This window comes from Catenuloplanes indicus (genome assembly GCF_030813715.1).
GTDB lineage: Bacteria > Actinomycetota > Actinomycetes > Mycobacteriales > Micromonosporaceae > Catenuloplanes > Catenuloplanes indicus.
On sequence record NZ_JAUSUZ010000001.1, the window covers coordinates 1,754,716 to 1,777,306 of the forward strand.

The following is a 22,591-nucleotide window of genomic DNA, read 5'->3' on the forward strand; positions in this document are numbered from 1 at the left end:
TCAGGCCGTCAGCGGAAGGCTGGCGCCGATCCAGTTCGCGAACGTGTGGACGGTCCGGAAGTCGTCCATGTCCAGCGCCTCCGGGTCGGCTTCGATGCCGAGCGCGTCCTCCAACGCCATCAGCAGGGTCAGCACCGAGGTCGAGTCGAGGTGCAGGTCCTCGAACAGGCGCGTCTCCTCGGTGATCTGGATGTCGTCACGCTGCAGCACCTCGGCGAGCGCGTCCTGAATCGCGGCGAGAACACGGGTACGTTCCATGGGTCAGCCCTTTCCTGTGTGGTGGTACGACTGCGGTGCGAGTACGTGCCGGTCGATCAGGTCGGCGGCCGTGTCCCGGCGGCGTACCAGGTGCGGTGTGCCGTCCAGGACGAGGACCTCGGCCGGGTGTCCGTGGCTCAGGAACAGCACGGGCGAGGCGGATGGTCCGTACGCGCCGGATCGCTGCACGCCGATCAGGTCACCGGGCCGGATCTCCGGCAGCTTCACCTTCGCGCCCACCACGTCGTTGGGGGTGCAGAGCGGGCCGGTGACCGTGTACTGCCGATCGGCCGGCGCGTCGTAGTGCGTCAGGGACCGGATCGGGAAGTTACGTTTGACGAAGCTTCCGATGCCGACCGCGGCCATGTGGTGGTTGGTGCCGCCGTCGGCCACCACGAACCACTCACCGCGGGACTGCTTCACGTACTGGGCGCGGACGACGTAGGTGCCGCACCAGCCGGCCAGGTAACGGCCCAGTTCGGTGATGAGCCGGCAGTGCGGGTGGCGCCGGCGGAACCGGGCGACGACGTCGTTGATGCCCGCCGTGGTGGCGGCCAGGTCCAGCGGACTCTCGTTGTCGAAGTAGGGCACCCCGAAGCCGCCACCGAAGTCCACCGTGGCCAGCGGGACGTCGAGCTCGGCACCGAGCCGCTCCGCGACGTCCAGGACGCCCTGGGTGTTACTGACGATGTCGGCGGCGTCCAGGATCCGCGTGCCCAGATAGGCGTGGAAGCCGATCACGCGCACCCGCCGCAGCTGTCGCAGCAGCGGCCCGGCGCCCAGCAGGATCTCCTCGTCGATGCCGAACTGGCGCGGCTTTCCGCCCATCGCCAGCCGCGATCCCTTACTGCTGAAAGCCGGATTGACGCGCAGCAGGACCGGCATCCCGGACTCCGGGGCGATCGAGTCGAGGAGCTTCAGCTCGTCGAGGGACTCGCACACCACCGCGTGGATGCCGAGTTCGGCGCAGGCGTGCAGTTCGGCCACGGTCTTCCCGGGCCCGAGGAAGATGATGTCCGCCGGGTCGACACCGATGCGTTGCGCCACCATCAGTTCGGCGAGCGACGAGACCTCCATGCCGGCTCCGAGCGAGCGCAGCACGCCGCAGACGCTCATGTTCGGGTTCGCCTTCGCCGAATAGAACACGTCGATGTGCGGATCGAGCAGGTCGCGCAGACCGGTGTAGGTGGAGCGCAGCACGTCGCCGTCGTAGACGTACAGCGGGGTCCCGTACCGCTGTGCCAGGTCGGAGACGGGAATGCCCTGCACGGTCAGTTCGTCGGTCATCGGACCTCCAGTACCTGCGGGATGCGGCCGAGCGCCTGCCGGACCGCGCCGTCCAGTGCGTCCAGGCTCGGTCTGCCGGGGGCGAACAGCATGGCGTAGAGCCGGCCGTCGAACGGCTCGGCCGTGCTGGCGGACGGCGCCGCGGCGTTGAGCGTGCCGAAGCTGGTGACCACGATCCGGCCGCCGGTTCCGCGCTGCGCGCGGTCGAGGGCGGACTCGACCGCGTCGAACGGACAGGTCGCCCGCAGCCGCAGCGTGTAGTGGCGGGCGAGGCCGATCCCGTCGGGCGGCTGGTACCGTTCGACGACGCCGCCCTGGTAGGTGGACATGTTCAGCCGCGCATTGATCTCCAGGACGGGGTAGAGCTGCCCGTCGGTGTCGATGATCGCGTCGACGCCGGCGACGCCGGTGAACCCGTCCCGGTACAGCGCCGCACCCACCGACTGCGCGGCATGCTCGATCTCCGCGCGGTGCGCGCCGGTCAGCGCGGCCGGCATCAGGTGACCCTTGTGTACGCCCGCCTCGGTCAGCGCCTGCTTGACGAAGTCGAACCGCACGCCACCGTCGCGCGTCACGGTCAGTTGATAGTTGAGGTCGTGCCGGCGGGGCAGCCACTGCTCCACCACCACCTCGATCCGGTCGTCGCCGGTACGCTCCGCGCGCCGGCGCACCAGACGCATCAGTTGGCCGGCCCGCGCCGGGGTGTCCACCACGACGAGGCCACGTCCGGAGACCCCGTAGGCGTCCTTCACGACCAATGGCCGGCCGACGGCGTCCAGCGTGCCCAGCGCCTCGGCCAGCTCGTCGACGGTCTCGCAGCAGTGGCCGGGCACCTCACGCAGTCCCGCCCGCGCGGTCAGCCGGCGGCCGTACACCTTTCCGTTGACCCGTTCGGCCACATCCGCGCCGGCGCCGGCAAGGGACAGCCCGCAGCTGTCGGCGAGCTTCTGTTCGCCCACCGCGGCGCCCATCGGCAGCAGCCGGGCGCCCGGGCTCAGCCCGCGCAACGTCCGCAGCAGGTCCGGCGAGTCCAGCGCGTCCTCGGTGGTCGACCGGTCCGGGTGGGTCCGCTCCGGGCACAGCACGGCCGGCACGCGGAACCCCAGCCGGGTGAGGTAGTCCAGGTAGCCGGTGTCCAGCGGATGCTTGAGCAGCAGGTGGTCCGCCGGGCCGGCGAGCAGCACGCCCAGTTCCTCCATCCGCTGCACCACCGCGGGAGCCGAGGCCACCGCGACGCCCGGCAGTCCCACGTGGCCGGTGGCCCACTGCCGCTCGACCTCGAAGTTGCAGACGAACACCAGTGTTGTGTCCGCGGCACCGGTCACCGCTTCCTTGAGCTGGCTCAGATATCGGCTCATGCCTCTCCCTCAGTGCTCGATGACCATGGCCGCGTAGGTGGAGCCCAGGCCCACCGATGTCAGCAGGTACCGTCCGCCTTTGATCAGCCGTCCGCCGTCCGCGAGCGCCGCCAGGTTGAGCAGCGGATCGGCGCACCAGCAGTGGCTGTACTCGGCGATGGTGTCCAGGAAGATCCGGTCCTGGCCGAGACCCAGTTCGGCGATGATCCGGGTCCAGAGCAGCCGGTTGACGTTGTGCGGCACGACCATGTCCAGGTCGGTCAGCCGCAGTCCGGCCCGTTCGACGGTCTCGATGATGACCGCCGTCAGGTCACGCGCGTAGCTGTCGTTGAAGTCGCGAAGCTGCACCGGCGTCAACCGGATGCCGTGCGCGAACCGGCCCTGGGTGCGTGCGACGTAGGAGCAGACGCGGTTGCTCGGGCCGTCGATCCCGACCAGGCAGGCCGCGGATCCCTCTCCCATGATCGTGGTCTCGGCGATGAACCGGGTGACGGGCGTGAACGCCTTCTCGCCGGTGACCACCAGCGCCTGCGCGCCGGGCACGCCGTCGGCCCGCAGCAGCTCGCCGGCGATGTCGATGGCGGCCAGTCCGCTGGCGCAGTTCTGCTGGGTGACCGCGAACGCCTCGACACCGGTCAGGCCGAGCCGGGCTGCCACCTCCTCGGCCACGTTCAGGGTGGACGGTGCGACGTCCGGGATGGTGTGCGCGAACAGCAGGTAGCGGATCGCCGACGGGTCGGGTGTCTGCCGCAACAGGTCGGCGGCGGGCGGGACGACCAGGTCGAGGACGGTGCTCTGCGGGTCCTGGCGCAGCCGGTCCAGTCCGTGGAACTTGCGGAACATGCGACCGGCGTACCGGCTCATGCCGAGTTCGGCGGCGACCTCTTCGACCGGCACCGACCGCTCCGGTACGTAGGTCGCGATCCGGTTCAGCGTGGTCAGCGGCACGGCATCTCCTCGGGGCGACCGGCGGGCCGGTCGGCACGCCGCCCGGTGCCGGAGGCCAGCACCGGCAGGCTCCGCCAGGCGGCCGGGTCGTCCGGGTGGCCGGGCCGGGCGGCGTGCAGGTGGTAGAGGTGCGGCGCCATCGCGGTGTAGCGCCCGCGGAGCCGGGCCACCGCCGAGAGGTGAATGTCGAACAGGCTCGTCGTCGGGTCCGCGCACACCAGATGGGCGACGACCGAACCGTCCCGGACGTACGCCACGGCGTCGGTCACCCCGGGCACGTCCAGCAGCAGCCGGCGTACGGCGTCCGGGCGGATCCAGCAGGAGTCGATCAGGTGCCAGCCCGGTCCACGTACCGGCGCCGCGATGCCGCTGACCGCCGCCAGCTCGGCCGCCTCGACGTCGCGGTCGGCGGCGGCCATCAGCAGCCGCTCGATGCCGCGGAGGAATCCCTCGATCTCGCACGACGGCAGCAACCCGGTGTCGGCCTGCAGCACCAGCGTGACCTGCTCGTCCAGCTCGTACACCTGAAGTTCGCACAGCACCGGCAGGTCCCGGGCGGTGATGAACGTGACCCGCGTCCGCGACGCCGCCTCCCGCATCTGTGCGAGGGTCGAGGTGCGTGGCTCGGCGCCGGGCATCCGGCGGTGGACGGAGATGTCGGTGAACACGCAGTCGCGATGGAACCGGGTGCCCCGCTCGTACTCCATCCGGCCCATCACCTCGTACAGGCGGGCGGTGTCGTACTGCCCGAACCGGTACGTGCTCATCAGGGACGCCCGGGAGTCCTGGATCACGCCGTCGAGCGCGGCTGCGATGTCGAGCCGCACGAACGCGTCCTGGGCGATCGTGCCGACGTAGTCCCGGGCACCCAGCCGGAACCGGTTGCCGGACACCGCGATCATCGCGCAGCTGTCATGACCCGTGCGATGGGCGAGCAACATCGCGTACGCGGCGAAGACGACCGTGGACCGGCTCGCACCGGTGCGCGCGGTCACGTGATCCAGTGCCAGCGCGGCCGCCGGCGAGTACAGCACGGCCTGGCGTGGTCCGGACTCGCCGGCGGTGGCGGGCGCGATGGAGAGCATGCATTGCGGCGCCTTGCGCATCGCACGGTCCCAGGCGCGCAGTCCGGCCTCGGCGCGGCGCCGGCCCGCCGGCGAGGTCTCGTCGGCGGCCTGGTCGCGGGGCTGGCGTGCCTCCGGCAGGTGATGCTGCGGGTCCGCGAACATCGCTTCGAGCTGGTGAGCCAGGATCTCCCGGGTGGCGAAGTCGCCGGTCACGTGTGAGATCGCGAACTGCAGCCGCACCGGCCGGCCGGCGCCGGTGATCACGGCGAACCGCACACCGAACTCGGCCGACAGGTCGAACGGCCGTCCCCACCACCGCGGATCGATCTCGCTCTCGTCCGGATACACCTCGATGACGAGCTCACCGTCCGGGTGCACCCGCTGGATCCACTCGCCGGCCGCGTCGGTCGTGAACGTCGTACGCAGGCCCTCGTGCCGGACCAGCAACGTGCGAACGGCGTCGACGATGCCGGGGAGCCGGACTCCCGCGGGGATCTCGACGGAACGGGTGAGCACGTCGGAACGTTCGGTGTGCTGGCGAACGATCCAGGCCAGCACGTTGCGCTGCCCCAGCGTCGCCGGCGCGGTCCCGGCCGACGCGCCGCCGAACCGCGCCGCCAGGTGCTGCGCGCTTCTCAGGTCCTGCATCCGCCCTCCCGGCCTCGGCTGTGGTGACGCTGCGAACAGGACCAAACGGTAGGCAGCGCCGCAGGCCGGAACAGCGGGGGAATCCCTGACATGCGCCCGTTTCGGGGTGCCGATGTCTTTACGGCTGCGCACGCCGGTGCGCAGGATGTGCCGCATCTGTCGGTGACACGAGGGGCGGCCATGCAAGCGATGACGGTGCGGCGCTACGGCTCACGAGGGGCCGGCCAGTTGACCGAGACGGTGGTGGATGTGCACGCCGAGGTGCATGCCGGGGTGGCCTGGGGCGCCGACCCTTACTTCTCCGCGGCGGCGTTCCGGCAACGGTGGCGGCTGGCGATCCGGCAGCCCGGTTTCGAGCTGCTCGTGGCCGAAGTGGACGGTACGGTGGCCGGACTGTTGTACGGCTGGCCGCTACCGTTCTTCACCCGCTGGTGGCAGCCGCTGGCCGGGCGGCTGCCCGCGGAGATGACCGTGGAGACCGGGCGGCGGTCGGTGTTCATCCAGGAGATCATGGTGCGTGCGCGGTGGCGACGCCGCGGGATCGGCCGGCGCCTGCACGACGGTTTCCTGCTCGGCCGGCCGGAACAGCGGGCGTTGCTGTGTGTGCTTCCGGAGAACCAGCCGGCACACGCCGCGTACCGGCGCTGGGGGTGGGGTGCGGTGGCGCGTGCCGCGACGGGCGCCGGTGAGCCGACGTTCGACTGGATGCTGCGCGAGCTGCCGGAGCCGCGGCCGGGCCCCCGGGATTTCCCCGATGCTTCCGGTCCGTCGCGCTACCTAGAGTCGGCGTCATGACCACCATCGAGGCACGCGGACTCGCCCGGAGGTTCCGTTCGGGCAAGTCGGACGTCAACGCGGTGTGTGGGGTGGATCTGGACGTCGCGGCCGGGGAGATCATCGGTTTCGTCGGACCCAACGGCGCGGGCAAGACGACCACCCTGCGGATGCTGACCACTCTGCTGCGACCGACCTCCGGCACGGCGCACATCGCCGGAATCGATCTCGTCCGGGATCCGGCCGGCGTACGCCGCGCCAGCGGCTACGTCGCGCAGTCCGGCGGTGTCGACCCGAACGCCCGGGTCGCCGAGGAGCTGTGTCTGCAGGGCCGGCTGTACCGGCTGTCCCGCGCCGACGCTGTGTCCCGGGCCACCCGGCTGCTGCACGACTTCGACCTGAACACCGTACGGGACCGGCAGGTCCGCACCCTGTCGGGTGGCCAGCGACGCCGGATGGACATCGCGATGGGCCTGATGCACAGCCCGTCCGTCCTGTTCCTCGACGAGCCGACCACCGGTCTCGACCCGCAGAGCCGCGGCAACGTCTGGGACCACGTACGCGCGCTGCGCGAGGACGCCGGAACCACGGTGTTCCTCACGACCCACTACCTGGACGAGGCCGACGCGCTCTGCGACCGGCTGTTCGTCATCGACCACGGGCGCATCGTCGCCCGCGGCACTCCGGACGAGCTGAAACGCGGCATCTCCGGTGACCTGGTGACCATCGAGGTCAGCGGCGACACCGATGCCGCGAAGGTCGCGCTGGCCGGCCGGCCGGGGATCCACGAGCTCGCCGTGACCGACCGGTCGGTACGCCTGGTCGTCGACAACGGAGAGCGGGCGGTGGTCGACGTGATGCAGGCCCTGCAGGCGCACGGCGTCGGCATGCGCTCGATCCGGCTCGCCCGACCGACCCTCGACGACGTCTTTCTCACGCTCACCGGGCGGTCGCTGCGTGACGGCGACGCCTGACCCCGCCGGAGGAGAGCCATGCACACGGTCCGCGACACCGCTCTGATCTACCGGCGGCAGCTGCAACTGTCGCTGCGCAACCCGCTGTGGGTCCTGTTCGGGCTGGCTCAGCCGGCGCTCTACCTGGTCCTGTTCGGGCCACTGCTGACCGGGCTCGTGGGCAGACCCGGCTTCCCCTCCGGCAACGCCTGGCAGATCTATACGCCAGGGCTGCTGGTGCAGCTGTGCCTGTTCGGCTCGGCGTTCGTCGGGTTCGCGCTCATCGCCGACTGGCGGGCCGGCGTGCTGGAACGGTTGCGGGTCACGCCGGTCAGCCGGGCCGCTCCACTGCTCGGCCGGCTGCTACGCGACGTCACCGTCACCTCCGTCCAGGCGCTGATCCTGATCGGTACGGCGTTCGCGCTGGGGCTGCGGGTCTCGGTCGCAGCAATCGCGGTCGCGATGGCGTTCGTCGTGGCGATCGTGGTCGCAGTCTCCGCGCTGTCGTACACACTGGCCATGACGACCCGTAACGAGGACTCGTTCGCCCAGGTCATCAACCTGCTCACGGTACTGCTCCTGCTGCTGTCCGGGATCCTGCTGCCGATGGCGCTGGCCCCACGGTGGCTGGCCAACATCTCGGCGCTGAGTCCGCTGCGATACATGGTGGACGCCGTCCGCGACGCGTTCACCGGCCACCTGCTGACCCCCACGGTCATGCTCGGCGTGGGGCTGGCGGTCCTGTTCGCGGCCGGCGCGGTCGGCATCGGCTGCTACACCTTCACCCGCGAGGACCGGTGACCCGAGACGGACCCGCTCAGCTCGTCCGGGAGGTCGGATCCAGGCACACCCGGGCCATCTCCACCCGCGATCCGACGCACAGTTTCGCGAAGATCCTCGACAGGTGTGTCTCCACCGTCTTCTCGGTGACGTGCAGCCGCTGGGCCACCCGCCGATTCGTCAATCCTTCGCTGACCAGCATCGCCACCTGACGCTCGCGGCTGGTGAGCGTGTCCAGGCCGGACCGCGGTGCGGCGGTGCCGGTACGGGGTGCCCGGCCGGCGAGGCGGCGCCGTTCGGCCACCGCGTACCGCGACCAGCCGTGCGCCCCGGCCGCATCGAAGACGGCCTGCGCACGCCGCAACTGGGCGGCCGCCTGCTGCGGATCACCGCCGGAGGCGGCCGCGACACCACCGGCCAGCCAGGCGCGCGCCGCATCCAGCCGCAGGCCGGAGGCGTCCAGCAGCCGCGCCGCGGTGGCCGCATGGCACTGCGCGGTGACCGGTTCCTCCGCGGCGAGTGCCTCGGCGATCGCCAGCTCCGCCATGCCGGCCCGCTGGGGCGGGCCGGATGCGGTGACCGTACCGCCGGCCCGGATCGCCCATTCCATGGCATCGGCCCGGCTGTCGTCCGCCAGTTCCATCCGTGTCAGGAGCTCGTACGTGTACGGCCGGGACCATCGGTCCAGCTCGGGCAGGTCGGCTCCGCCCAGTGCATCGGTCAGGGTGCGGCTGCCCTCACGACCACCGCCGGCCAGGCGTGCCTCGGCGTACATCCGGTGCGCCAACGCCGTCACCCATCGGCTGGGCCGCCGCGCCCGCCACCCGGTGGCCGCGGCGCCGGCGCGCAGGGCACCGTCCCGGTCGCCGGTCCAGGTGGCGACGCAGCATCGCGCGGCGAGCGCCAGCACCAGCTGCTCGTCACTGCCCGATGTGGTCGCCAGTTCGACGGCCTCGGCGGCGGCCACGGTCGCCTCGGTGAGCCGGCCGAGCGCGCGCAGCACGAATGCGCGCCCGGCCTGGAGGTGCGGCACGGCGAGCAGGGTTCCGGACGCGTGGGCCACGGTCAGCGCCCGGTCCAGGTGCCGCAGCGCGTCGACCGGACGGCCGAACATCATCTCACCCAGGCCGAGTAGTCCGGTGGCACCGAGGTTGCCGGCCAGTTCGCTGTCGACCAGCCCGTCCACCATCGCGGCCAGCGCGTCCAGCCGGGGCGCGGCGTCGTCCGCTCTGGCATCCAGGCAGTCCGCCACGAGCATCAGCCCGTGCCCGACGCCGGCGAGCGCCCGGTCACCGGAGTGCTCAGCGCCGGTCAGCGCGTCGGCTGACCACCGACGGCAGCCGTCGAGGGAACCGTCAGCCAGGTCGATGACGGCCAGCGCGAGCGAGCGCGTCGGCCGGACCGCGGTGGACGCGCCCGAGGTGGCGCCGGCCGCCCGGTCCAGCAGTGCCCGGCCCTCCGCGCCGCGGCACAGCAGCCATTCCACGATCGCGCCGAGGCCGGCGACCAGGTCGTACGTGCGCGAATGGTGCGCAACAGCCGCCGGCCACGCCCGGTGCAGCGTCACCCGGCTCTCCGCGAGGCGTCCCTCGGCGGCGAGGGCCGCGGCGAGCGCGACCATCAGGGTGGCCGGGCGGGGCGCCTGGCTGTCCGCCGGCAGCAGCCGCAGTGCGGCGCGCAGCCAGCGCGACCTGGTCGGCGTCATGGTTTCACCGTCCGCGCGGGCGGCCGCGACGAGCAGGGCGATCGCCTCGCGGTCGCCTACGGCTGCCGACCGTTCGACGTGGTGGGCCATGGCGTCCGGCGACGTGCCGATCGCCCGCAGCGCCAGCGCGGCCCGTGCGTGCGCTGCCAGCCGCCAGGCCGGGGCCGCGGCCGCATACGCCACCGTGCCGACCACCGGGTGCCGGAAGACGAACCGGCCGTCTGCCTCGACCGGCCGGACCAGGTCCTGCCGGGCCAACTCGTCGATCGCCGCATGCAGCTCCGGTCCGGTGAGCTCGGCCACGGCGCCGACCACGGCCAGCGCGAACGGATCGCCGAGTACGGCGGCCGCCGACGCGGCCAGCTGTGCGGCCGGCGACAGGTCGGCCAGTTCCCCGGACAGTGCCCAGGTACCCGGAGCGATCCCGGTCCCCTGACCCGCCAGCACCTGCAGATAGCGGGGATTGCCGCCGCTGTCGGAGTGAAGGGCAGGCCGCCACGACAGCAGGGGATCCGCAGCGACCAGCCGGGCCGCCTCGTCGCCGTCCAACGGGGCCAAGGGCAGCCAGTCGACCGCACGGGGATGGCTGCCGCCGGTGACGTACTGGTGCAGCCACGCCGCGACCTGCCGGGGCCGGTATGCCATCAGCATCAGCACCGGCGCCTGCGGCGGCCGGCGCAGCAGCCGCAGCAATTCCACGACCGCGGCCGGGTCGGCGCGGTCGATGTCGTCGAGAATCAGGACCAGACCCGGTGCGGCGATACGGGCGAGAAGGTCACGCGGGGATTCTGCCCGGTCGATGCCGTAACGATAGTCGTGCAGTGCGTCGGACAGCGGATCGGCCGGGCCTCGACTGCCGTACGGCACCCGCCCGGCCAGCACCGGGTGGCCGTGCACGCCGGCGAGGCGGGTGGCCTCCTCCAGCAGGCGGGTCTTGCCCAGGCCAGGGTCACCCGTCACCGTGATCACCCGGGCCGAGCCTACCGTGAGCTGGGACAACGCCGTCGATATGACGGCGATCTCACGCTCCCGGCCGATCATCGGGGCCGGCTCCGCTGCACTCATCGCATCCTCCACGCCGCGCCTCCGCGCACTCATCCGAACCACTGTGGACAGACTGCTGGTGCTCGGATCTTGGCAGCGGTAGAAAGGAGAAGCGGCAGAATGCAGACGCGTCCAGAAATCGGCAGACGCTCCGATCGCCGGAGTTGACAGCCGCGAAGAAATCAGTTCTGGCGCCCGTACGCATTGTCTGTGGTGATTTGCTCCGTATCGCAGCGATCGACAGGAGACGAAGGCATGCCCCACGATCGCGGCCGAGCCGGCAGCCGCAGCCTCGCCGACGCGGCGGACGTCCGGACGGTGGCTCAGCTGGCACAGTTGCTGCGCCGGCTCCGGCGCCGACACGCGCGCGACCGGCTTGACTCCGAGCTGACGTACCGCGAGCTCGCGGCGGCGAGCGGATTCTCCGTGGCGGCCATCGCGGAGTACTTCACCGGCCGGACGCTGGCCCCCACCGATCGCTTCGACGTCCTGATCCGGCTGCTCGGCGCGACGGCCGAGGAGTGCGGCGCGCTGGCCACCGCCCGGGACCGGGTGGCCGAAGCCCGGCGCGGGCCCCGCACCGGGCGCGGCACCCCCACTCCGGCCGGTGGTGCCACGCGGACCGCGGTGGTACCCCGTCAGCTGCCCGCCGCCGTGGCGCACTTCACCGGCAGGTCACGGGAACTGGCGGAACTCGACCGGCTCGCGGACGGCCCCGGCCCGGAGTCCACGTTCGTCATCTCCGCGATCGGCGGTACGGCCGGCGCGGGCAAGACAGCGCTGGCGCTGCACTGGGCGCACCGGGTCGCGGACCGTTTCCCCGACGGCCAGCTGTACGTCAACCTGCGCGGATTCGACCCCAGCGGGATGGCGATGCCGGTCGAGCGGGCGCTGCGCGGCTTCCTGGAGGCGTTGGGCGTGGCCTCCTCCCGCATTCCCGCCGAGCCGGACGCGCAGGCCGCGCTGTACCGCAGCCTCGTGGCCGGCAAGCGCATGCTGATCATATTGGACAACGCTCTCGACACGGCACAGGTGCGCCCCCTGCTGGCCGGTACGCCGAGCTGCCTGGTGCTGGTCACCAGCCGTAACCAGCTGCCGAGTCTGGTCGCCTCGCACGGCGCGAAGCCGATCACGGTGGACCTGCTCCCGGCGGACGACGCGGTGCACCTGCTGACGGCCCGGCTGGGTGCCGCCCGGGTGGCCGCGGAGCCGGTGGCGCTGGACGACATCGTCGCCCGCTGCGCCGGGCTGCCGCTGGCGCTCGCCGTGGTGGCCGCCCGTGCCGCGGGACGGCCCGCGCAGTCGCTGTCGAGGATAGCGGCCGAACTGCACGCCGCCGGCGATCGGCTCGATCCGCTGACGACCGACGACGACCCCGCCACCGACGTACGCACGGTGTTCTCCTGGTCCCACGACGCCCTGACGCCTGCCGCGGCGCGGCTGTTCCGGCTGCTGGGCATGCACCCCGGGCCGGACATCTCGGTGGCCGCCGCGGCGAGTCTGGCCGGCGTCCACCCGGCCCACGCGGAACGCCTGGTCCGGGAACTCGTCCGGGCGCACCTGATCACCCGGCACGGTCCCGGCCGGTATGTCATCCACGACCTGCTGCACGCCTTCGCCGCCGAGCGCGCCCGGCAGGTGGACGACAACGCGGGCCGCCACAGCGGCGCAGAGCGGCTGTTCGACCATTACCTCCACCCGCTCTACCGCGCCGCGATGCTGGTGGAGCCCAACCGCCGCCCCGTTCCGCTCGCCGCGCCCACCGTCGGCGTGACGGTGGAAGAGATCGTCGACGTCGAACGTGCCGATGCGTGGGTCGGCACCGAGTACCCGGTACTGGTCGCCGGGGTCCACCGTGCCGCGGAACTGCACTTCGACCGGCACGCCTGGATGCTGGCCTGGGCACTGTGCGATTTCCAGGACCGCCGGGGCCGCTGGCACGATCTCACCGAATGTCAGGCCGTGGCACTGGCCGCGGCCCGCCGCGCGGCCGACCTCGCCGGCCAGGCCCACGCGCTGCGCTACCTGGCGCGGGCACAGGTCCGGCTCGGGCTGCTCGAGGCCGCGGTGGCCAATCTCGGACGTGCCCTGGATCTCGCGGACCAGGTGGACGATCCGCTGTTCGAGGCACGCTGCAACATCGACCTGGCGTACCTGCTGGCCCGGCACGATCCGCACCGTACGGGCCTGGCTCACGCCCAACGCGCGCTGGAGCTGTTCGCCGCGGCCGCCGACCGGGTCTGGGAGGCCCGAGCCCTCAACGCCGCCGGCTGGCACCACGTGCTGCGCGGCGAGTACGAGCCCGCGGTCGGCTGCTGCGAACGGGCCATCGCGCTGCTCACCGACCTCGACGACGTTCCGGGGCTCGCCGCGACCTGGGACAGCCTTGGGTACGCGCATCAGCACCTCGGCCGGTACGCCTCCGCGATCGCCTGTCACCGACGGGCGATCGGACTCTTCCGGCAGCTGGGTGACCGCTTCCAGGAGGCCGAGACGCTCACCCACCTCGGAGAGGCGCTGCGCAGTGACGGCAGCCCGGAGCCGGCCCGGCAGGCGTGGACGGACGCGCTGACGATCCTCGACGACCTGAACCATCCCGACGCTGCCGCGATCCGCGCGAAACTGGCAGCGCTGCAACCGGCCGGCGCCGACGCGGCGTCCGTACCGTGACCGGTGTTTCCGGCTGTTCGGTCAGTGGGTTTCGGCGGTCGGGTACGGCCGGCGCGTCCGCCGCCCTCGCCGCACTCACCCTCGCGCTCGGCGACACCGTTCCGGCGTGAAGCAGCTTCCTCGGCGGAAATGCGTTTTCCCGATTGCGTGTGCTTCCTAAGATCTCCGGAGGTCAAGGAGGTTGGCACGGTGAGTGATTTCCAGCGATTCGTAGCGGATGTGACGACACGTCTGTCCGCGATGTCCACGCGCGAGTTGTACGTCGTCGGTGACCGTCTCGACCGGGACTCGCTCTGGCTCACCTTTCTCGACTCCTTCCCCGCCGGCACCAATCGCCGGTTCCGTGAGCGTTCCGAGTACGACTGCTCGACCTGCCGTGGTTTCATCAAGAACGTCGGTACCGTCGTCGAGATCCATGACGGACAGGTCCGCACCGTCTGGTCCGGGGTGTCCGCCTCCGACCCGGTCTTCTCCGTCGTCGCCGCCGCGATGGACGAGTTCGTCCGTACGCTGCCGTTGACCGGCATTTTCCGGACCGCGGAGGCACAGTACGGGGCGAAGACGACCCGGACGCTGCGCGACGGCCAAGTCGAGGTGTGGCACCACCTGCACGGCCGGGTGGACAAGCGGCACCGCACCAGGGACGCAGGGGCGGCACGGGGCGACTTCGACGCCGCCGTGCAGGTGCTCGAGCGTGGCCTGGCCGAACTCGCCCCGCAGGCCCTGGACACCGTCGCCGACCTGATCGACGGCAACGCCCTCTACCGCGGCACCGAGCATCGCCGGGCCGTGGCCGAGTTCCGGTCGTTGCAGAACCGGTGGGCGCAGGCCGTCGACCGGCGGGCTTTCGTGTTCGCCAACGCGACGAGTCCCGCGGCCCGGTTCCGCAACACGGTGATCGGCACCCTCGTCCAAGACCTCTCCGCCGGTGTCGGCCTGGAGCAGGCGGTCCGGTCGTTCGAGGCGAAGGTGGCGCCGCAGAACTACAAGCGCCCCACCGCGCTGATCACCCCGGCCATGGTCAGGGCCGCCATGCGGACCATCGACGACCTGGGCATCGAGGAGTCGTTGCAGCGACGGTTCGCCCGGCTGTCCGACGTCTCGGTCACCAACGTGCTGTGGGTCGACAACGACATCCAGCCGCGGATGAAGGACGGCCTCGAAGGGCTGCTCATGCGGGCGGCCACCACCAGGCCGTCCGGTGCGGGCCCGCGTGACGGGAAGCCGGAGGAGATCCCCGTGGTCGCCTTCCTGAAGGACGTCCTGCCCGGCGCCGCGAGCATCGACCTGTGGGTCGCCAACAGCCACGAACCGCACTTCGTCAGTCTCACCACCGGCCGGCACCCGGACGCCCCGCGGCTGTTCACCTGGGACAACGATTTCGCCTGGTCCTACGGCGGCAACGTCACCGACTCGATCAAGGAGAGGGTGAAGCGGGCCGGCGGCAACGTCACCGGCAAGCTGCGGGTGAGCCTGTCCTGGTTCAACCACGACGACCTCGACCTGCACGTGTTCGAACCCAACGGCGACCACATCTGGTACCAGGAGAAACGCAACAAACTGGACGTCGACATGAACGCCGGCGGTGCGTTCTCCCGCGAACCGGTGGAGAACGTCACCTGGACCGGCATCGTTCCCGACGGTGAATACCGAATCGAGGTCAACCAGTACAACAAGCGGGAGAGCACCGACGCCGGCTTCGTGATCGAGACCGAGAGCAACGGGAAGATCGAGCACTACCGTTACGATCGGGCGGTCGGCCACAAGGAGACCGTCGAGGTGGGCCGGATGACGGTCACCGGCGAGGTGATCACCGCTTTCCGGCCGGGCAAGGACATGCAGGCGGGCAGCGTGGGCAGGGACCTGTGGGGTATCACCACCGAACAGTTCGTGCCGGTGTCGACCGTCATGTACTCGCCGAACTACTTCGACGGCAACGAGGTCGGCAACCGCCACTACTTCTTCATGCTGAAGGGCTGCGTGAACGACCAGCCGACCCGGGGAATCTACAACGAGTTCCTCCGCGGCGACCTGCAGCCGCACCGCAAGGTCTTCGAGGTTCTCGGCGACCGCACCAAGTGCGAGCCGACCCCGGATCAGCTGTCCGGTCTCGGCTTCAGCTCCACGGTCCGCGACTCCGTCCTCGCCAAGGTGACCATGACCGGCGGGCGGCGTCGCCTCATGAGCATCCAGTTCTGATCTCCTGTAACCGGACACCCGAGGAACCATCATGACCATTTTCGAGAAGGCCACGCGGGAGAAGTTCCGCTACCCGTCGACCAAGGGCCAGCTGACCACGGAGCAGCTGTGGGAGCTTCCGCTGACCGCCAAGTCCGGCTTCAGCCTCGACGACGTGGCCAAGGCCGTCCACGCCGAGCTCAAGGCCATCGACACCGAGTCGTTCGTGGCCACCGAGACGAATCCGGCCAAGGCAACCCTGGAGACCAAGCTGGAGGTCGTCAAGCACGTCATCGCCGTCCGCCTCGCCGAGGACCAGGCGGCGAAGGCGGCGGCGGCCAACAAACTGGAGAAGGAGAAGCTGATCGCCATCCTCGGCCGCAAGCAGGACGCAGCCCTGGAGAACCTGACCGAGGCGGAGCTGCTCGCCCGGATCAACAACCTGTAGCGCAGGTCAGCGCCGCGTCACTCGCGGCGCTGACCCGCGCCGAGTTCGCCAGAGCTTGTTGAGCCTGTCGAGAGATCGGTCCGTGCGCGTCGGCGAGCTGCTCAGTTGACGGTCAGGTGGTAGGTGACGGTCACCGAGAAGCCGGATCCGAAGCCACCGGCGAACCGGATGACGTGCTCGCCCGGCGGCAGCGGGTCCACCCGTTTCCACAGCCCCGACACGGTCGCACGGGTCGGCCCGTGACCGCCGGTGGCCGGGTTGCCCTTCGCGCCGACGACCGTGAACGGCGTCGGCGTGCTGATCGGGTCCGGCGTGACGTCCTCGCCGTCCACGATCAGCACACCGTACGCGTCGTGCGGTAACGGGCGGCCCGGCTGGCTCGTGTTCCAGTACCAGACGTTGACGACCGGGAAGAACAGCGGCGTGTCCGCGGGCACCACGCACCGCCGATCGGCCTCGCCGCCGAACGTGCCGGCCAGGAAGAACACGTCGTCCGGCTGTTGCTCACCGGCGAACTGGCCGGTCCGGTCCGAGATCGGGTGCCGGGCGCTCTCGATGGACGCGACCCAGCGCATCCAGCGGACCGCGAGCCCTTCCGGCGACTGAGGATCGTAAGACGGCTCCGGCTGTTCCCGGCCACCGCCGAAAATACGCGAGAAGATCGACACGGCTGCCGACTCTAGATGATCACGAGCCCGGCCGTGCGCCCGGTTCGGCGACCGCGCGGCCCGGCCGCATCCACGCGCGGGTCACGCCAGAGGCACCGGCAGCCGGACCTCGTCCGCACCCCGATGCGCCGCGCCGGACGCCCGGACGAGGTCGCCACCGCCATGCTCTTCCTGGCCGGCGACGAGTCGTCCTCCATCACCGGGACCGAACTCGTCGTCGACGGCGGACTCACCGCCCACTGAGCGCAGTCCGGCCCGTCGGGTGAGTGCCCGTCGCGCCACCATCGGCGTCCGGGTGCCGCCCCGGCCGCTCGAAGAAAGTCCGGCGGCCGGGGCGGCGTGACTCACTGGGTGTTGAGGGCGGCCGTGGGCGGGATGCGGGCGGCGCGGACCGCGGGGTAGAAGCCGGCGAGGGCGCCGATGACCAGCGTCGCGGCGAGGGCGGCCAGGACCGGGAGGCCGGGCAGGGCGAACGGCCAGCGGTTGAGGATCGCCATGGCGGCGGTGACGGTGGCGCCGAGGGCGCAGCCGGCGACGCCGCCCAGGGCGGAGAGCAGCAGCGCCTCGGCCAAGAACTGCCGGCGGACGTGGCGGCGGGTGGCCCCCAAGGACCTGCGCAGGCCGATCTCGCGGCGGCGCTCCAGCACCGAGATGATCATGGTGTTGGCCACGCCGATGCCGCCGACCAGCAGCGCTACCGAGCCGAGCGCGACGAGCAGGCCGGTGAAGGCCCGGTCGGCGGCGTTCCGCGCGGCCAGCGCGTCGGACGGGCGGCCGACCTCGACCTCGTCCGGGGACTCGGGCGAGATGGCCGGGCCGAGCAGCGAGCGGACCCGTTCGACGGCCGCGTCCGCGGAGCGTTCGTAGATGGTGGTCGGGCTGCCGTCGAAGCCGAACAGGCGGGTGGCGGCCGGGGCACCGATCAGGGCGGCCCGGTCCAGTTCCGGCGCGAGCGGGACCGGGTCGAGAACGCCGACGACGGTGAAGTACATGCCGCCGAGCCACACCTGTGTGCCGGGGGTGAGCACCCCGAGCCGGTCGGCGGCAGTGGCGCCGAGCACGACGGCCGGGTGTTCGGCCGTCGCCGCGTTCAGCCAGGCGCCGCTGCGCAGCGTCGCGGTCACCACACCGGGCAGGCGCAGGTCGGCGGCGAGGACGGACAGGCCGCCGGTCTCGGCCGGGTCGGTCAGTGGGCTGCGGTAGACCGGCACGTCGAGTGCGGCCGTGCTGCTGGACGACTCGACGCCACCGATCCGGCCGACCCGGCCGAGCGCGTCCGGCGGCAGCACCGCCGGCTCGCCGGTGAACGTCGATCCGGCGGTCGCGGTGAGCAGGTTGGTGCCGAGACGGTCCAGTTCGGCGTCGAGGCGGGCCCGGCTGGACGCGGAGATGCCGACGACCGCGATCATCGCGGCGATGCCGATCGCGATACCGAGCGCGGAGAGCACCGCCCGCGCCGGCCGGGTCCGCAGCCCGCTGGTGCCGAGCCGGGCCAGGTCCGCGGCGCGCAGCCGGGACCGGTCCACGGCTGCGGCGCGACGTTCCCCGGGTCCGGTCATGTGCGATCCTTCGTGGTCGGTCATGCGGCGGTGTCCTCGACGATGCGGCCGTCGCGAATGGCGATGCGGCGGGGCAGACGGGCGGCGAGCGCCGGGTCGTGGGTGATCACCACGACCGTGGTGCCCTGCCGGTGCAGCTCGTGCAGGAGGGCGACCACGGCCGTACCGGAGGCGGTGTCCAGGTTGCCGGTCGGCTCGTCGGCGAGCAGCAGCGGCGGATCGCCGAGGACGGCGCGGGCGATCGCGACCCGCTGCCGTTCTCCGCCGGAGAGCTGGTGCGGGCGGTGGTGCAGCCGGTGACCGAGGCCGACGCGTTCCAGGGCGGCGACCGCGCGGCGCCGGCGCTCGACGCGGGGAACGCCGGCGTAGAGCAGGCCGTCGGCGACGTTGTCCACCGCGTCGACACCGTCGGCGAGGTGGAACTGCTGGAAGACGAAGCCGATCCGGTGCGCGCGCAGGCCGGAGAGCGCGTCGTCGTCGAGCGCGCCCACGTCCCGGCCGTCGATCCGGACGGTGCCGGCGGTCGGCCGGTCCAGCGTGCCGATCAGGTGCAGCAGCGTGGACTTGCCGGAGCCGCTCGGGCCGGCGATCGCGCACAGCTCACCCGGGCCGATGCGCAGCGTGACGCCGGCGCAGGCGTGCACGGGTGGGTCGCCGTACGAGCGGTGGACGTCGTCGAGGATCACGATCGGGTCGGTCATCGGCCGGGCACCACCACGCGCTGACCGGCCGCGATGCCGTCGCCGCTGATCTCCACCCGCCCGGCGGCGAACAGGCCGGTGGTCACCGGCACGGTCCGGGTGGCGCCGTCCGCGCCGACGACCTCGACGCCGAAGCGCTGCGGGTCGATGGCGAGCAGCGCGCCGACCGGGACGGAGAGCACGTCCGTGCGGTGCTCGCTGGGCAGGTCCACGGTCACCGACGCCTGCTGGAGATCGCCGGCGGCGGCCGGGTCGGCGAGCGTCACCACCACCGGGATGATCGTCTTCTTCGCGTCGGGGCGCTCCGTCGGCGTACCCACCGAGGAGATCCTGCCCTTGCTCGTCCGGCCGCCGGGTAGCGCCAGGCCGACCTCGGTGCCGGTGACCGCGAGCCGCTGGTCGGCGAGTGGGACGTCGGCGTCGACCACCCGGGTGGTGCCGGTCGCCTCGAACAGTGGCGTGCCCGGCGCCACCCGGTCGCCTGGGCGCGCGGTGACCGTGCCGACCCGTAAATCCTCCTCGGCGAACATGATCGTGTCCAGCGGGAGCGTCGCGGCGTCGCGCCACTTCTCGAGCGCGTCCGCGGTGGGCCAGCCGAACTCGTTGTCCGGCGCGTGGTGGAGGAGGCCGAGCGTGCGCAGGCTCTCCTCGAGCTGGCGCACGTCGGGGCCGTCGTCCATCCCGATCCGGAAGTCGCGCCAGGCGGGTTTCCGCCCGCGCAGCAGCACCACCGGGGCGTTGTCGACCGCGTAGAGTGGCTTGCCCAGCGTGATGACCGTGCCGGGCGCCGGGAGCTCGGTCAGCACGCCGGACCGGGCGGCGTGGATCGTGCGCGCGCCGGTGAACCGCAGCGTGCCGGCCACGGCCGTGCTGCCGCGCAGATCGCCGCGGACGATCTCCGCGGTGGTGCCGGAGAAGACCGGGGCCAGGGCCGGGCCGGCGGAGGACGCCGCGACGGCGCGTACGCCGGCGCCCGCGGCGACCGCGAGCAGGCCGCCGGCGCCGAGCAGCAGGCGGCGCCTCATTCCGGCTTCCCCGGCATCGCCGGCTGCACTCCGCCACCGATGCCGCAGGCCTGCGCCGCGGCCTCCGGCAGGTCCGCGGGCAGCTCCATGGCGCCGCCCGGGACCGGATCCTCGGCGTCGACGCCGTGCTCGCGCAGGCACTGCGCGATCTTCAGCTGATCGGCGAGGCGTTCCTCGCCGGTCTTTCCAGGTCCGCCGTCGGCTGCCGGTGGCGGGCCCAGTCTCTGCTGGCAGGCCTGCGCGGCGGCCTGTACCGCGGCCATGTCGAGCCCGGAGACGTCGAGGGCCACGCCGGCGTTGCCCTGCGGGTCGGGCATGTCGACGCCCTGCTCGCGCATGCAGGCGGCCATGTCGAGCTGGTACTGCTCCAGGGTGGCGGGCTTGTCCGCGGTGGGCGGCGGGGTGCTGGCGCAGCCGCTCAGCGCGGCCATCAGGGACAGGACGGCAAGTGATTTCCGCATGCCGCTACCCGACCAGCCGGCGGGTAACCCGGGCGTTCAGAAAATCCTTTATGCGTACGCAAGGCCGGGCGTGGCAGGCTGCCGGGGTGCGTGTGCTGATCATCGAGGACGAGCCGTACCTGGCCGACGCCATCCAGCTGGGCCTGCGCCGGGAGACGATCGCCGCCGACGTGGCGTGCGACGGCGAGACCGGGCTGGAGTCGATCGAGGCCAACGACTACGACGTGGTGCTGCTCGACCGGGACCTGCCCGGCATGCACGGCGACGAGGTCTGCGCCCGGATCGCGGCCGGCCGTCCCGAACTGCGGGTGCTGATGTTGACCGCGGCCCGTACGCTCGGCGAGCGGGTCGCCGGGTTCGAGCTCGGCGCGGACGACTACCTGGTGAAGCCGTTCGAGTTCCCGGAGCTGGTGGCGCGGCTGCGGGCGCTGGAACGCCGGACCCAGCCGGCCCGCCCGCCGGTGATCGACGCGTGCGGGATACGGCTGGACCCGTTCCGCCGGGAGGTCTACCGCGACGGCCGGCTGGTCCGGCTCAGCCGCAAGGAGTTCGCGATCCTGCACCTGCTGATGCTGGCCGACGGCGGCGTGCTCAGCGCCGAGACTCTGCTGGAGAAGGCCTGGGACGCCAACGCCGACCCGTTCACCAACACCACTCGGGTCACCATCTCCAACCTGCGCAAACGACTCGGGGAGCCGTGGGTGGTACAGACCGTGCCGGGCGCCGGGTACCGCTTCGGGCGGGCAACATGCTGACCCGCCGGCTGACGATCCGGGTGCGGCTGACGCTCAGCTACGCGGGCCTGGTCACCGGTGCCGGCGGCGTGCTGATCACGCTGGTCTACCTCTACATGCGATTCGTGCCCAGCTACCACCTCATGCCGATCCCCGACGTCGAGGACGTACGTGCGGTGTCGGCGTCCCCGGAGGCGGGGGTGGTGGCGCCGGACGGCGGGATCGCGATCACCAGCGCCGAGGACTTCCTACGCAACCTGCTGATGGCGTCGCTGGGCGCGCTGGTGCTGCTGGCGGCGGCCGGGGCGGGCGTCGGGTGGATCGTCGCCGGACGGATCATCGCGCCGCTCGCGGTGATCAACGCGGCCGCCACCCGGGCCGCGACCGGCGCGCTCGACCACCGGGTCGACCTCGACGGCCCCCGGGACGAGATCCGCGACCTGTCCGACACGTTCGACCGGATGCTTGCCTCGCTGGAGCGGTCCTTCGACGCGCACCGCCGCTTCGCCGCCAACGCCTCGCACGAGTTGCGCACCCCGCTGGCCACCACCAAGACCATGATCGACGTGACGCTGGCCGACCCGGCGGCCTCGGCCGGTCAGCTGCGCGCGCTCGCCGAGCGGGTCCGCGAGGTCAACCGGGCCAGCATCGACACGGTCGAGGCGCTGCTGGACCTGGCGGACGCGGACACCGGCACGTCCGCACGCGAGCCGATCAGCCTGGCCGGGATGGCCGGCGCCTGCGCCGGCGAGCTGGCCGCGGAGGCCGCGTCCGGCGCGGTGACGCTCGGGATGCCGACCGGCGAGGCGGTCGCTGCCGGGGATCCGGTGCTGGTACGGCACGCGGTGTCCAACCTGCTGCGCAACGCGGTGCGACACAACCGGCCCGGCGGGCGCGTGACCGTGCGGCTCTCCGCCGGCGACGGCATCGCGCGGATCACGGTGGCCAACACCGGAGAGCCGATCGGGGCCGAGGCGATCGCGACGATGACCGAGCCGTTCAGCCGCGGTCGCGGCCGGTCCCTCACCCGCGGTGACGGGCACGGGCTCGGGCTGGCGATCGTCTCCGCGGTGGCGGACGCCCACGACGGGACACTCACGCTGCGGGCCGATCCGGACGGCGGACTGACCGCCGAACTAGCGCTCCCCGCGGCCTCCGGCGAATCCTGACAACGCAATGCCCGGTGCGGGCACGACCGCCCCAGCATTCGGTCAATGGCAGGTCGCGGCATTCATGTCGGCGGCGGTTCGCACCGGCCCCGGCCGGGAGAGGGCGCGGGCATGATCGCTCAGATGATGACGCGTTCCCCGTGACCATGACGGAGA

Annotated in this window: 20 protein-coding genes; 9 read left to right on the top strand and 11 right to left on the bottom strand. The window is 72.1% G+C overall.

All coding sequences use genetic code 11. The annotated features are described in order from the left end of the window. From J2S42_RS08180 to J2S42_RS08200, 5 genes are read right to left on the bottom strand one after another with little or no spacing between them, the layout of a single operon-like run. The gene (locus J2S42_RS08180) at nt 1–258 is read right to left on the bottom strand and encodes an acyl carrier protein (protein ID WP_307236992.1); all 258 of its coding nucleotides are present in this window, start codon (nt 256–258) and stop codon (nt 1–3) included. Between the two features lie 3 nt (nt 259–261). Continuing rightward, nucleotides 262–1,545, bottom strand: a complete 1,284-nt coding sequence (locus tag J2S42_RS08185; RefSeq protein WP_307236995.1) for a type III PLP-dependent enzyme — start codon at nt 1,543–1,545, stop codon at nt 262–264. Continuing rightward, nucleotides 1,542–2,903: a preATP grasp domain-containing protein gene (locus J2S42_RS08190; protein WP_307236998.1), complete on the bottom strand. Its 1,362-nt coding sequence runs from the start codon at nt 2,901–2,903 to the stop codon at nt 1,542–1,544. Before J2S42_RS08190 ends, J2S42_RS08185 begins: the two co-directional genes overlap by 4 nt. A gap of 9 nt (nt 2,904–2,912) precedes the next feature. After that, nucleotides 2,913–3,851, bottom strand: coding sequence for a 3-oxoacyl-[acyl-carrier-protein] synthase III C-terminal domain-containing protein (locus tag J2S42_RS08195; protein ID WP_307237002.1), 939 nt, complete (start codon nt 3,849–3,851; stop codon nt 2,913–2,915). Next, the gene (locus J2S42_RS08200; protein WP_307237004.1) at nt 3,842–5,566 is read right to left on the bottom strand and encodes a condensation domain-containing protein; all 1,725 of its coding nucleotides are present in this window, start codon (nt 5,564–5,566) and stop codon (nt 3,842–3,844) included. The genes J2S42_RS08195 and J2S42_RS08200 overlap by 10 nt, the downstream gene beginning before the upstream one ends. Nucleotides 5,567–5,746: 180 nt before the next feature. Between J2S42_RS08200 and J2S42_RS08205 the strand changes: the two genes are divergently transcribed. From J2S42_RS08205 to J2S42_RS08215, 3 genes are read left to right on the top strand one after another with little or no spacing between them, the layout of a single operon-like run. Then, nucleotides 5,747–6,361, top strand: a complete 615-nt coding sequence (locus J2S42_RS08205) for a GNAT family N-acetyltransferase (RefSeq protein ID WP_307237007.1) — start codon at nt 5,747–5,749, stop codon at nt 6,359–6,361. Next, a complete protein-coding gene (locus J2S42_RS08210) occupies nt 6,358–7,314 on the top strand; it encodes an ATP-binding cassette domain-containing protein (protein WP_307237011.1) in 957 nt (318 codons plus the stop codon). Before J2S42_RS08205 ends, J2S42_RS08210 begins: the two co-directional genes overlap by 4 nt. A gap of 18 nt (nt 7,315–7,332) precedes the next feature. Then, nucleotides 7,333–8,094: an ABC transporter permease gene (locus tag J2S42_RS08215; protein ID WP_307237014.1), complete on the top strand. Its 762-nt coding sequence runs from the start codon at nt 7,333–7,335 to the stop codon at nt 8,092–8,094. 16 nt (nt 8,095–8,110) lie between these two features. On the opposite strand, the gene J2S42_RS08220 is transcribed toward J2S42_RS08215, so the two are convergent. Then, nucleotides 8,111–10,843 carry a helix-turn-helix transcriptional regulator gene (locus J2S42_RS08220; protein ID WP_307237017.1) on the bottom strand — a complete coding sequence of 911 codons (2,733 nt, stop codon included), beginning with the start codon at nt 10,841–10,843 and terminating at the stop codon, nt 8,111–8,113. A gap of 234 nt (nt 10,844–11,077) precedes the next feature. On the opposite strand from J2S42_RS08220, the gene J2S42_RS08225 reads away from it, so the two are divergent. The 3 genes from J2S42_RS08225 to J2S42_RS08235 all read left to right on the top strand — a co-directional run bounded on the left by J2S42_RS08225 (nt 11,078) and on the right by J2S42_RS08235 (nt 16,118). After that, nucleotides 11,078–13,492, top strand: coding sequence for an ATP-binding protein (locus J2S42_RS08225; RefSeq protein WP_307237020.1), 2,415 nt, complete (start codon nt 11,078–11,080; stop codon nt 13,490–13,492). Nucleotides 13,493–13,681: 189 nt separating this feature from the next. Then, the gene (locus tag J2S42_RS08230; RefSeq protein WP_307237023.1) at nt 13,682–15,691 is read left to right on the top strand and encodes a DUF8224 domain-containing phage-derived protein; all 2,010 of its coding nucleotides are present in this window, start codon (nt 13,682–13,684) and stop codon (nt 15,689–15,691) included. Nucleotides 15,692–15,722: 31 nt separating this feature from the next. After that, nucleotides 15,723–16,118 carry a hypothetical protein gene (locus J2S42_RS08235; protein WP_307237026.1) on the top strand — a complete coding sequence of 132 codons (396 nt, stop codon included), beginning with the start codon at nt 15,723–15,725 and terminating at the stop codon, nt 16,116–16,118. A 101-nt stretch (nt 16,119–16,219) separates the two neighbouring features. Here the strand turns inward: J2S42_RS08235 and J2S42_RS08240 are convergent, their stop codons facing one another. Beyond that, a complete protein-coding gene (locus J2S42_RS08240; protein WP_307237029.1) occupies nt 16,220–16,786 on the bottom strand; it encodes a hypothetical protein in 567 nt (188 codons plus the stop codon). A 15-nt stretch (nt 16,787–16,801) separates the two neighbouring features. On the opposite strand from J2S42_RS08240, the gene J2S42_RS08245 reads away from it, so the two are divergent. Beyond that, on the top strand, nt 16,802–17,029 hold the full coding sequence (locus J2S42_RS08245) for an SDR family oxidoreductase (RefSeq protein WP_307237032.1): 228 nt from the start codon (nt 16,802–16,804) through the stop codon (nt 17,027–17,029). Between the two features lie 101 nt (nt 17,030–17,130). On the opposite strand, the gene J2S42_RS08250 is transcribed toward J2S42_RS08245, so the two are convergent. From J2S42_RS08250 to J2S42_RS08265, 4 genes are read right to left on the bottom strand one after another with little or no spacing between them, the layout of a single operon-like run. After that, entirely contained in the window at nt 17,131–18,345 is a 1,215-nt protein-coding gene (locus J2S42_RS08250; RefSeq protein ID WP_307237035.1) for an ABC transporter permease, read from the bottom strand. 20 nt (nt 18,346–18,365) lie between these two features. After that, nucleotides 18,366–19,046, bottom strand: a complete 681-nt coding sequence (locus J2S42_RS08255) for an ABC transporter ATP-binding protein (protein WP_307237038.1) — start codon at nt 19,044–19,046, stop codon at nt 18,366–18,368. Further along, nucleotides 19,043–20,071, bottom strand: coding sequence for an RND family efflux transporter (locus J2S42_RS08260; protein ID WP_307237041.1), 1,029 nt, complete (start codon nt 20,069–20,071; stop codon nt 19,043–19,045). The genes J2S42_RS08255 and J2S42_RS08260 overlap by 4 nt, the downstream gene beginning before the upstream one ends. After that, nucleotides 20,068–20,532, bottom strand: a complete 465-nt coding sequence (locus J2S42_RS08265; protein WP_307237044.1) for a lipoprotein — start codon at nt 20,530–20,532, stop codon at nt 20,068–20,070. The genes J2S42_RS08260 and J2S42_RS08265 overlap by 4 nt, the downstream gene beginning before the upstream one ends. Before the next feature lie 86 nt (nt 20,533–20,618). On the opposite strand from J2S42_RS08265, the gene J2S42_RS08270 reads away from it, so the two are divergent. Both J2S42_RS08270 and J2S42_RS08275 read left to right on the top strand, forming a co-directional pair. Continuing rightward, nucleotides 20,619–21,287 (top strand): response regulator transcription factor, encoded by a 669-nt coding sequence (locus tag J2S42_RS08270; RefSeq protein WP_307237047.1) that lies wholly within the window; start codon nt 20,619–20,621, stop codon nt 21,285–21,287. Beyond that, nucleotides 21,281–22,435, top strand: a complete 1,155-nt coding sequence (locus J2S42_RS08275) for a sensor histidine kinase (protein ID WP_307237050.1) — start codon at nt 21,281–21,283, stop codon at nt 22,433–22,435. The genes J2S42_RS08270 and J2S42_RS08275 overlap by 7 nt, the downstream gene beginning before the upstream one ends. The last annotated feature ends 156 nt before the right edge of the window (nt 22,436–22,591 follow it).

Excerpts from the sequence above, each read along its gene's own strand:
- J2S42_RS08215 (WP_307237014.1), top strand. The coding sequence starts at position 7,333 with ATGCACACGGTCCGCGACACCGCTCTGATCTACCGGCGGCAGCTGCAA.
- J2S42_RS08220 (WP_307237017.1), bottom strand. The coding sequence starts at position 10,843 with ATGAGTGCAGCGGAGCCGGCCCCGATGATCGGCCGGGAGCGTGAGATC.
- J2S42_RS08235 (WP_307237026.1), top strand. The coding sequence starts at position 15,723 with ATGACCATTTTCGAGAAGGCCACGCGGGAGAAGTTCCGCTACCCGTCG.
- J2S42_RS08190 (WP_307236998.1), bottom strand. The coding sequence starts at position 2,903 with ATGAGCCGATATCTGAGCCAGCTCAAGGAAGCGGTGACCGGTGCCGCG.
- J2S42_RS08255 (WP_307237038.1), bottom strand. The coding sequence starts at position 19,046 with ATGACCGACCCGATCGTGATCCTCGACGACGTCCACCGCTCGTACGGC.
- J2S42_RS08205 (WP_307237007.1), top strand. The coding sequence starts at position 5,747 with ATGCAAGCGATGACGGTGCGGCGCTACGGCTCACGAGGGGCCGGCCAG.
- J2S42_RS08185 (WP_307236995.1), bottom strand. The coding sequence starts at position 1,545 with ATGACCGACGAACTGACCGTGCAGGGCATTCCCGTCTCCGACCTGGCA.
- J2S42_RS08260 (WP_307237041.1), bottom strand. The coding sequence starts at position 20,071 with ATGAGGCGCCGCCTGCTGCTCGGCGCCGGCGGCCTGCTCGCGGTCGCC.
- J2S42_RS08275 (WP_307237050.1), top strand. The coding sequence starts at position 21,281 with ATGCTGACCCGCCGGCTGACGATCCGGGTGCGGCTGACGCTCAGCTAC.
- J2S42_RS08210 (WP_307237011.1), top strand. The coding sequence starts at position 6,358 with ATGACCACCATCGAGGCACGCGGACTCGCCCGGAGGTTCCGTTCGGGC.
- J2S42_RS08245 (WP_307237032.1), top strand. The coding sequence starts at position 16,802 with ATGATCACGAGCCCGGCCGTGCGCCCGGTTCGGCGACCGCGCGGCCCG.
- J2S42_RS08200 (WP_307237004.1), bottom strand. The coding sequence starts at position 5,566 with ATGCAGGACCTGAGAAGCGCGCAGCACCTGGCGGCGCGGTTCGGCGGC.
- J2S42_RS08250 (WP_307237035.1), bottom strand. The coding sequence starts at position 18,345 with ATGACCGGACCCGGGGAACGTCGCGCCGCAGCCGTGGACCGGTCCCGG.
- J2S42_RS08265 (WP_307237044.1), bottom strand. The coding sequence starts at position 20,532 with ATGCGGAAATCACTTGCCGTCCTGTCCCTGATGGCCGCGCTGAGCGGC.
- J2S42_RS08180 (WP_307236992.1), bottom strand. The coding sequence starts at position 258 with ATGGAACGTACCCGTGTTCTCGCCGCGATTCAGGACGCGCTCGCCGAG.
- J2S42_RS08225 (WP_307237020.1), top strand. The coding sequence starts at position 11,078 with ATGCCCCACGATCGCGGCCGAGCCGGCAGCCGCAGCCTCGCCGACGCG.